The following is a 9783-nucleotide window of genomic DNA, read 5'->3' on the forward strand; positions in this document are numbered from 1 at the left end:
ATGCGCTGGTGATGGCGGCGATGGAGAGCGACTCGGTTCTGCCAAGCGCCAAAAACCTGCTGCTGGTGCTGGACGAAGGCCACCATATTCCGGACGTCGCCCGCGACGCGCTGGAGATGTCGGGCGAGGTAACGATTGGCGCGGTGCAGCATCAGATGGATCAGTTCATCCAGCAGATGGGCGTTTGTCTGGCTCAGTTCTCCCCCAAATCGCCGCCTCGGCTGAGCCAGCCGGACCGGCTGGCCGAACACTGCGCCGAAATTCGGGAGCTGATTCAGTCCTTTGAACGCATGAGTACGCTATTTCTACCGGCCTCGTCACCTGCGGCGGATTACCGTTTTCCGATGGGTAAGTTGCCCGATGAGATGCGCGAGCTTTGCTCCCGTCTGTTTAAGCTGACCGACAGTCTGCGGGGACTGACGGAGTATATGCTCAACGATCTGGCGGAAAAAACCGGCAAGCATGACGTGGTGCGTCTACATCAGACGATGCTGCGCATGAGTCGGCTGCTGGGCTACTTCGAATCTCAAAGTAAACTGTGGCGGCTCGCGGCGCTGGAGCAGGCTTCGCAGGCGCCGGTTTCCAAGTGGCTGGTGCGGGAAGTCCGCGACGGTCAGCTTCATCTCTATCTGCACTGCGCGGGTATCCGCGTTTCGGATCAGCTTGACCGTCTGCTGTGGCGTAACTTGTCTCATGTGGTGATCACCTCCGCCACGCTGCGCTCGCTGAACAGTTTTTCGCGGCTTAAAGAGTTAACGGGGCTGGGCGAGGACGATGGCGATACCTTCATCGCGCTGGACTCGCCCTTCAATCATCGCGATCAGGGTAAGCTGGTGATCCCCAAGATGAGCTATGAGCCGTTGATGGCGCAGGAAGAGGATCACCTTGCCGAAATGGCGCGTTTCTTCCGCGCCGAGCTGAAACGCGATGCGCATAAAGGCATGCTGATGCTGTTCGCCAGCCAGCGCGCGATGCAGCAGTTTCTGACGCAGGTGACCGATCTGCGGCTGATGCTGTTGGTGCAGGGCGACAAACCGCGCTATCGGCTGGTGGAACTCCACCGTCAGCGGGTTGAGCAAGGGCAAACCAGCGTGCTGATCGGATTGCAGTCCTTCTCCGAAGGGCTGGATTTGAAAGGCGAACTGCTCTCGCAGGTACACATCCACAAAATTGCCTTCCCGCCCATCGACAGCCCGGTGATTCTGACCGAAGGCGAATGGCTGAAAAGCCTGAAACGGCACCCGTTCGTGGTACAGAGCCTGCCGAGCGCATCGTTCAGCCTGATCCAGCAGGTGGGTCGCCTGATTCGAAGCCATACCTGCTTCGGCGAAATCATCATCTACGATCGTCGCCTGTTGACCAAGGGCTATGGCGCCCAGCTGCTGGCCGCGCTGCCGGTCTTCCCCATCGAACAACGGGATATGCCCGCGCCCTGATTTTCCCTGTCAGCGCTGCTCGGACAGCCGCCGCGCATTCGCTCTGCGACGCGCGGCAAACGCTGCTCAACGCGATAAAACATGCTATTTTCACTGCAAACGATTCGTGTTAACGCTTGGAAACGTCATGGATTACACCAAAATTATTAAAGAGGTCGGGCGGGGAAAAAATCATGCCCGCGATTTGGATCAGGAGACGGCGCGCGCGCTCTATGAGGCGATGCTGAACGATGCCGTTCCGGAGCTGGAATTGGGCGGATTGCTGATCGCCTTTCGCATCAAAGGCGAGGCGGAAGCGGAAATGCGCGGTTTCTATCAGGCGATGGCGGCTCAGACGTTATCGCTGACGCCGCCGGTCGACCGTCCGCTGCCGGTGGTGATCCCCACCTATAACGGCGCGCGTCGACAGGCCAATCTGACTCCGCTGCTGGCGCTATTGCTGCACAAAATGGGGTTGCCGGTCGTGGTGCAGGGCGTGAGAACCGATCCGACGCGCGTGACCACGTGCTCCATCCTGCAAGAGCTGGGCGTGGCTCCGGCGGAGTCTCAGGACGAAGCGCAACGGCAGCTGGATCGCGGCGAGCTGGTGTTCTTGCCTATCGACGTGCTGTGTCCGCCGATGGAGCGGCAGCTGAATATGCGCTGGCGGATGGGCGTGCGTAACAGCGCGCATACGCTGGCGAAAGTCGCCACGCCGTTCGGGCCATCGGCCGCGCTGCGGCTGGCCAGCGTGTCGCATCCTGAATATATCGCGCGCCTCGGGACGTTTTTTGAAGATATCGACGGGCGTGCGTTGCTGATGCCGGGCACCGAGGGCGAAGTTTATGCCAATCCCCGCCGCTTTCCTGAAACCTATTTCATTCATCGCCAGCAGCAGCAACCGCTGCAGGCGCGGCAGGATATGCTTATCGAACGGTCGGCGTTGCCCGCGACCTCCGATGCCGTCGCGACAGCGCAGTGGACGACCGCTTGTTTGACCGGAGAACAGCCGGTGCCGCAGGCCATCATCATGCAGCTGGCGTGTTGCCTGGTCGGCTGCGGCGAAGCTGAATCGCTGACGCTGGCCGTGGACGAGGTGGTTCGTCGGTTGGCGGCGTAGCGGTCGTGGACGGTTCGGTTCTACACGCTCGTGCCGTCGCCGTGTTCTATGCTTGAAAAAAACATCTTAAAGATTGGCCGTTTAATCACTGTGATTGGATGAGGTTGGCGCGGTAGCGGAAAGTGACTGCGGCGCCTGAGTCTGCATTGACGTAAAGGAGCAGCCATGCAGCAGATAGTGGAGTATTTCAACGCGCTGAATCGCGATTATCTCGCCGTCCATCAGGCGAAAGAAGATCTGTTTTGGCAGCTGTATATGGGCATTGGCGACGACGATGTGGCGGCGCGCTTCTCTGCTGCAGAAAGCGCCTACAAGCGATTTATCGCCCAGCCGCAGAAACTGGCGGAGCTGCGTGAGCAGATCTCGGCGCTGGAAGCGTTACCGGAATCAGCGCAGCAGCAGGCGTTGCTGCACGGCCTGCAAGGCTGGTATCGCTTCTTCGACTGCAACGTGATTGAAGATCCGGAAGCACAGTCGCTGATGGAGGCGCTGATTGCGGCGGAAAGCGATCTGTACGCGCATCGTCAGACCTATCAACCCACACACCTGAATGCTGACGGCGAACGCGTTCCTGCATCGTTGGGCGAGCTGCTGACCAATCAGGCGACGAACGATAACGAAAGCTATCGCCGTAGCTCGCAGGAGGCGCTGCGCGACCTGGAGCAGTGGCTGCTGAACAACGGTTTCCCTGAACTGGTGCGGCTGCGCAACCGCTTCGCCCGCCAGATGGGTTATCGCAACTACTTCGATTACAAGGTGAACAAAACCGAGCGCATGACGCCGGAGCAGCTGTTCGCCATTCTTGACCGCTTCGAAGCCGAGACGCGCGAGGCTAATCAGCGCAGTCTCGAACAGCTGGCGGCGGAAAAGGGCGCGGAGGCGCTGTCGCCGTGGAATATTCGCTACGCCAGCGCGGGCGATGTGACGCGCCAGCTCGACCCCTATTTTCCCTTCGCCGCCTCGCTGGAGCGCTGGGTCGATAGTTTCAAAAGGCTGCACATCGGTTTTAACGGCGCGGAGCTGAATCTCGATCTGCTGGTGCGGAAAGGGAAATATGAGAACGGCTTCATGCACCAGCCCGTGCCGCCGTTTGTGAATCAGGGACAGTGGGTCCCGGCGCGCATCAATTTCACCAGTCTGGCAAAACCGGATCAGGTTGGCAGCGGGGCGCACGGCATCAATACGCTGTTCCATGAGGGCGGGCACGCCGCGCACTTCGCCAATATTCGTCAGAATGCGCCTTGTTTTGCGCAGGAGTATCCGCCGACGTCGATGGCCTATGCGGAAACCCAATCCATGTTCTGCGATAGCCTGCTACAGGACGCCGACTGGCTGAAACGTTATGCCCGCAGCCGCAACGGCGAGACGATCCCCGACGCGCTGATTCAGGAAGATATCCGCACGCGTCAGCCGATGCGCGCCTTCAACGAGCGGCACATTCTGCTGGTGCCTTACTTCGAATGGCAGCTCTATCAGTGGGACGATGCGCAGCTGACGCCGGAGGCCATCACCCGGCTGGCGCGCGAAACCGAACAGCGCATCATCGGCATTGAAGGCAGTCCGCGTCCGACGATGGCGATCCCGCATCTGCTGTCAATGGAGTCGGCCTGCTCGTATCAGGGCTATTTGCTGGCGCTGATGGCCGTCGAGCAGACGCGAGCCTTTTTCCTGAATCGTGATGGCTACCTGACGGATAACCCTGCGATCGGACAGGATCTGGCCCGCCACTACTGGCAGCCGGGTAACAGCGTCAGCCACGATGAGACATTGCGCAGCCTGACGGGCGAGGGCTTCAACCCCGATTATCTGGCTCAGGCCTGCACCATGACGGTGGAACAGGCGTGGCAGGAAGCGCAGGCAATGATGACATCGGCGGCGGCGCGCCCGCAGCCCGCGGCTGATTTCGACCTGCAGGCGCATATCCGTGTCGTGGACGGTGAACGGGTACTGGCGGATAACCGTCAGGGCGATGCGGCGATGTGTCAGGCATTTGCCGCCGAGATTGAACGCGACTACCCGGTCGTGAAATAACACCCGCCAACGCCATCTTCTCACGATCCTATACGGTAGCGATTGCTGCCGTATCAACCCGCCTCCCGTTCGGTGAGGCGGGCCTTCCCCGATTTTCTGAAAGGATTGACCCCTTGTTGTAGGGCGGCGTTTCTCATGATGCCTAAATGTCGGCGTTGTCACGGAACGGTCACAATGACGATCTAGGCTGTCTGCCATGTGAATTTTCTGCGTTGTGTTTTTCCCCAGCAGGGAAAGAACGGTCCGATCATCTATCTGAAATTCAAGGAAATATCATGCGCTATTCTTCTCTTTTCGTCGCCGTCGCCTGTGCCTTGACCCTCTCCCAGGCTTCCGCCGCCTTACCTGAACATACCTTGCACGTGGCGATGACCGAGGTTCAATCCACCACGGCGGCCAACGCCAGCCCGGAATACGTCGCTCTGGAAAAGAGCGCACAGCAACATTTGCAGGACATGCTGCGCGGCAATGCGCAGACGCTGACCCGGGCGCAGCTGGATAGTGCGCAGCAGGGCTCCCCTCAGGCTGATGCGGCGTGGCTCAAAGCGGCGAGCTACGACTTCCAGAAGGAAGCGCGTGAGCAAGACAGCATCACATTGCTGTCGGCGTTTAACCAACTGACGCCGACACTATTGCGTCAAAACCGCGCGACGGTAGAGCGTATCAATCAGGATGCGTCGGACGCGCTACGCCAGAAGGCGCTAATTGATGCGGAGAACATTCGCTATTTCTACGCGTTGGCGGAAGCGCTGGGCCCCCGCTTGGGTAACGCCTTTATCGACGTTTATCAGCGTGGTGAGATGGGTAAGGCCGCGGCGTTGATCAAGGCCAGCGCCGTGAGCACATCGCCCGCGAAGCAGTTCTATCACTATCCGCGTCCGTTCAAACAGCCGGGGAACGCGATTCATCTGGTCCCGGATACGGCGGTCATCAATGATTCCGTGCCTTATACCGCGTCGGGCGACGCGTTCCCCAGCGGCCACACCAATAGCGGCTACAACGATGCGCTGCTGCTGGCGGAAATGTTGCCTGAACGGTTCGTTCCGCTGATTGACCGTGCGGCAACCTACGGTTACTCCCGTGTTGTTCTGGGCGTGCATTACCCGCTGGATGTGATGGGCGGACGAATGACGGCGGAGCATCAGATCGCGACGCTGATGAACGATCCTGAATACATGAAGCTGTTCACCGAAGCCAAAACCCAGATGCGCACCGCGCTGGAGCAGGCCTGTGGCACGAGTCTGGCGCAGTGTGCCCAGCCGCAGGGTAAAGACGATCCCTACACCCATCCCGTTATGCGTCAGTTCTATCGCTTTACGATGAGCTATGGTCTGCCCGCGACGAAAGTGGCCGCACGGCCGGTCAGCGTGCCCAAAGGCGCGGAAGTGTTGCTGGAAGGTCCCTTGCCGGAGTTAAGCGCGGAGCAGCGTCGTGCGCTGATGGTGAAAACGGCGGAAGCTAATGGTTATCCGCTGTCGGGAAGTCGCGAGGGTAACTTCTGGCAGCGCCTGAACCTGCACGATGCCGTGCTGGCCAGCAAACAGTGATGACTCACGGACTTGCCGCGTCGTCTATGTAGGAAATGAGTGAGGTGAGACAAACAGAACGTATCCGTGGGGATACGTTCTGTTTTTTGAGGCGATTACGCCACGTGCTGCAGGAACTCGCGCAGACGTTCGCTAGGCGGATGGCTGATCAACGCATCCGGCTCTCCGTCTTCCGCAATACGGCCTTTATCGATGAAGATGAGGCGCGACGCGACTTTCTGAGCAAAGCCGACTTCGTGGGTGACGATGACCATGGTCATCCCTTCTTCCGCCAGATCTTTCATCACGGTCAGGACCTCGTGACGCAGCTCCGGGTCGAGCGCCGAAGTGGGCTCATCGAACAGCATCATTTTCGGTTTCACCGCCAGCGCGCGGGCAATCGCTACGCGCTGCTGCTGTCCACCGGAAAGCTCGGAAGGGTAGTGATGCGCCCGTTCGGACAGCCCCACTTTTTTCAGCAGCGCCATCGCCTGCTTCTCCGCCTCTTCCTTCTTGATGCCGCGAACGCGAATTGGGCCGAAAGCCACGTTTTCCAGCGCCGTCATCTGCGGGAACAGATAGAACTGCTGAAAGACCATACCGGCTTCCTGACGGATCAGACGTTCGTCCACTTTGGGATTGTTCACCTTTAACCCGTCGACCACCAGCTCTCCGTGGGTAATCTCTTCGAGTTTGTTGATGCAGCGCAGCAGGGTGGATTTCCCTGAGCCGGACGGGCCAATAATCACCACGACTTCGCCCTGATTGATTTTCAGGTCGATATCATGGAGAACCTGTGTTTGCCCATAGTGTTTAGAAACGTTTTTAAATTCAATCATATAATTTTAAGTCTTCTTTCCAGACGGCGCAGAAGGAAGCTCAGCACCAGCGTAATAACCAGATAAATCACGGCGACCGCGCTCCAGATTTCCAGTGCGCGGAAGTTCCCGGCGATGATCTCCATCCCCTGACGGGTGAGTTCAGAGACGCCGATGACGATAAACAGCGAAGTATCTTTGATGCTGATAATCCATTGGTTGCCCAACGGCGGCAGCATCCGACGCAGCGCCAGCGGCGCAACGACGTAACGCAGTGTGTCACGGCGAGACAGGCCCAGCGCCATACCGGCTTCCGAGAAGCCTTTGTTGATAGACAGGACCGAACCGCGCGTAATCTCGGCGATATACGCCCCCGAGTTGATCATGATGGTGACGACGGCGGCAGCAAACGGGTCGATGCGAACCGAGGTCAGGATCATCGGCAACGCGAAGTAGATAAACATGACCTGTACGACAATCGGCGTGCCGCGAATGATTTCGATAAACACCAGCGCGATACGGCTGGATATCCAGTTGCCGTAAACGCGAACGAACCCCGCGAATACGCCGATAATGACGCCACCCAGCAGGCCCAGAACCGAAATCAATAGGGTCATTTTGGCCCCTTCCAGAAGAAGGGGCAGGGAAGGCCAAATGGCACTCCAATCAAACTGCATGAAATTTCTCCACAAACGAACGGCGATTATTTAGGTTCAGTACCGAACCATTTCTGATAAATAGCTGCATAGGTGCCGTTTTCACGCAGGGTTTTCAGCGCACCGTTCACGCGTTCGCGCAAATCGCTGTTTTTCGGGAAAGCGATGCCGTACTGCTGGGCTTTGATGGAGTCGCCGACGGCTTTGAACTGACCATGACCGGCGGTTTTGATGAAATAGAGAATGTTAGGCGTGTCGTGCAGCACCGCGTCGGCACGATTCGTGGCCAATTCCATGTAAGCGTTGTCGATGTTCGGGAACTGACGCAGGCTCTTGGTTTTGATATTGGCTTTCGCATAGTCCACGGAGCCGGTGCCGCTTTTCACCGCGACAATTTTGTCGGTCAGGTCCTGCTCGCCTTTGATCTGCTGATTATCGGCTTTAACCATGACCAGCAAACCGCTGTTGTAGTAGCCCTCGGAGAAATCAATCGCCTGTTTGCGTGCATCGGTAATAGTGATACCGGCTAACGCCAGGTCGATGTTGCGGGTCTGCAATGCAGGAATGATGCCGCTGAAATCCATCGGCTTCAGGGTGTAGTTGAGATTCAACTGTTTGGCGATGGCGTCCCACAGATCGATATCGAAGCCAACGTACTTATCGCCTTGCTTGAACTCAAAAGGAACAAACGCGGTATCGGTTGCTACGATCAGCGGTTTATCTGCTGCATGACTGCTGAAGCTACAGGCGAGCACAAGTGCGGCAACTGAAGCTTTGAGAAATGATTTCATTGGTTGTTTCCTATAAATACAGTTTTGTTTCACTGTTTTTGAGGAGTGAGGCTGTTGCCGCGAGCGGGATTCACACAGCGCCGACAGCAGGTTTTGGAGCGGTACCGCCTGTGTTTTTGAACATAGGCTTTTTATGTGCACACTGCACTAATATGATTAACTTAATTGACCTGGAGTGACAACTGTTGATTAGCGTGTGGGGCTAAATATTGGTGATTTGAGGTTTTTTTTTGTCCATCCTGACGGGAAATGCTTCAGGAAACGAAACGTGCACGGGGGAGGGAGTTGTAAGCGCCAGAAATAGGCAGACCGCCCATAGGGGCGGTCTGATGCAGCACCAAAATGCCGAAAATTATTCGATGTTAGATTCGATGAACCACAGGAATTTGTCCAGGTCGCGAGAAGCGGCGGTCAGAATGTCTGCCGTATCTTCATCTTCGGTCTGAACAATACCTTTGCGGGTTTCGTTAGCCACAATACCGTAACGTTCCGCCAGTGCTTTCAGGTGATCCTGCACGTTGTGAATGTCGGTCGGGTAGCTTTTCAGCGAAGTATTCGCGTTGATTGCCTGAGTGGTACCCAACGCAACGCCGCCCAGCTGAACGACACGTTCTGCGATGGTGTCCAGATGATCGACAACGGTTGTGCGGAACGTATCCAGCATTTCGTGAACACCGATGAAGTTAGCACCACGCATGTTCCAGTGAGCCTGTTTGGTAATCAGGGACAGGTCGGTAAAATCAACAACCAGCTGGTTCAGCAGCTTGATGGTGGAAACTTTAATTTCGTCATCCTGATCGTTAAGTGTGTAACGTAGTTCTGAAGAGGTGGGTTTTACCAGTTTAGCTGTACGCATAAGTGTTGCCCTCTTAATTTCATTAATCATTAGTATTGATGTTCAACGGGGATAATTATAGCAGCTCCACCGGAACCGTTTGTAAAAATTTGCCTATTGAACAGATAGACACTAACGTTAAAGTTTAATGACTTCAAAATGTTATCGAAAATTACACGCATTATCATCATGCCGTCTATTTCTAAAGCCCCTGTTTTTCATCAGCTATTTTATTTGTCGTTTATCCAGTTCGCGTTGAAATAAATCCTTAAAGGTGAATGCGTCTTTTTCATCCCCTATATTTTGACACTAGCCAGGCGAGTGACCTTTGTCTGACGCGTGGTGTTTGACGCTGGCAATCTACACGGTGGTGTTTTCGCTGAGTTAAACACGAAAAAAAAAGGAATACACGGGCAGACCATTTATAAAATAAAAAATCAATCTCGAACCCGGCGACAATTTACGATGAACGCATGTATAAAATCGTCCTGACAGAATAGTTTTGTTGAAAAAGCGTACGCAATGTAACAGGGCATTTTTGCGTGGTTGTCGGGTAAGATCTGCTGTGATAATGATAGTGAATTGACGCAT

General features: G+C 56.1%; 8 protein-coding genes. 4 read left to right on the top strand and 4 right to left on the bottom strand.

Features of this window, described 5'->3' with window-relative positions:
- The 4 genes from dinG to Q7O77_RS10315 all read left to right on the top strand — a co-directional run.
- The coding region (dinG, locus tag Q7O77_RS10300; protein ID WP_304166628.1) for an ATP-dependent DNA helicase DinG at positions 1-1436 on the top strand (1436 nt) is incomplete at its 5' end.
- A gap of 127 nt (positions 1437-1563) precedes the next feature.
- Complete coding sequence (gene ybiB, locus Q7O77_RS10305; RefSeq protein ID WP_118895167.1) at positions 1564-2535, top strand: DNA-binding protein YbiB; 972 nt, start codon at positions 1564-1566, stop codon at positions 2533-2535.
- Positions 2536-2700: 165 nt separating this feature from the next.
- Complete coding sequence (locus Q7O77_RS10310) at positions 2701-4566, top strand: M3 family metallopeptidase (RefSeq protein ID WP_304166633.1); 1866 nt, start codon at positions 2701-2703, stop codon at positions 4564-4566.
- A gap of 275 nt (positions 4567-4841) precedes the next feature.
- On the top strand, positions 4842-6113 hold the full coding sequence (locus Q7O77_RS10315) for a phosphatase PAP2 family protein (RefSeq protein ID WP_304166637.1): 1272 nt from the start codon (positions 4842-4844) through the stop codon (positions 6111-6113).
- Positions 6114-6208: 95 nt separating this feature from the next.
- Here the strand turns inward: Q7O77_RS10315 and glnQ are convergent, their stop codons facing one another.
- From glnQ to dps, 4 genes are all read right to left on the bottom strand, one after another.
- Positions 6209-6931 (bottom strand): glutamine ABC transporter ATP-binding protein GlnQ, encoded by a 723-nt coding sequence (gene glnQ / locus Q7O77_RS10320; protein ID WP_304166639.1) that lies wholly within the window; start codon positions 6929-6931, stop codon positions 6209-6211.
- The gene (gene glnP, locus Q7O77_RS10325) at positions 6928-7587 is read right to left on the bottom strand and encodes a glutamine ABC transporter permease GlnP (RefSeq protein WP_304166642.1); all 660 of its coding nucleotides are present in this window, start codon (positions 7585-7587) and stop codon (positions 6928-6930) included. Before glnP ends, glnQ begins: the two co-directional genes overlap by 4 nt.
- 26 nt (positions 7588-7613) lie before the next feature.
- Positions 7614-8357 carry a glutamine ABC transporter substrate-binding protein GlnH gene (glnH, locus tag Q7O77_RS10330; RefSeq protein WP_304166645.1) on the bottom strand — a complete coding sequence of 248 codons (744 nt, stop codon included), beginning with the start codon at positions 8355-8357 and terminating at the stop codon, positions 7614-7616.
- Between the two features lie 352 nt (positions 8358-8709).
- Positions 8710-9213, bottom strand: coding sequence for a DNA starvation/stationary phase protection protein Dps (gene dps / locus Q7O77_RS10335; RefSeq protein ID WP_085651446.1), 504 nt, complete (start codon positions 9211-9213; stop codon positions 8710-8712).
- Positions 9214-9783: the final 570 nt, after the last annotated feature.

Source organism: Lonsdalea britannica, from assembly GCF_946477055.1.
In the GTDB taxonomy this organism is placed as follows: domain Bacteria; phylum Pseudomonadota; class Gammaproteobacteria; order Enterobacterales; family Enterobacteriaceae; genus Lonsdalea; species Lonsdalea britannica_A.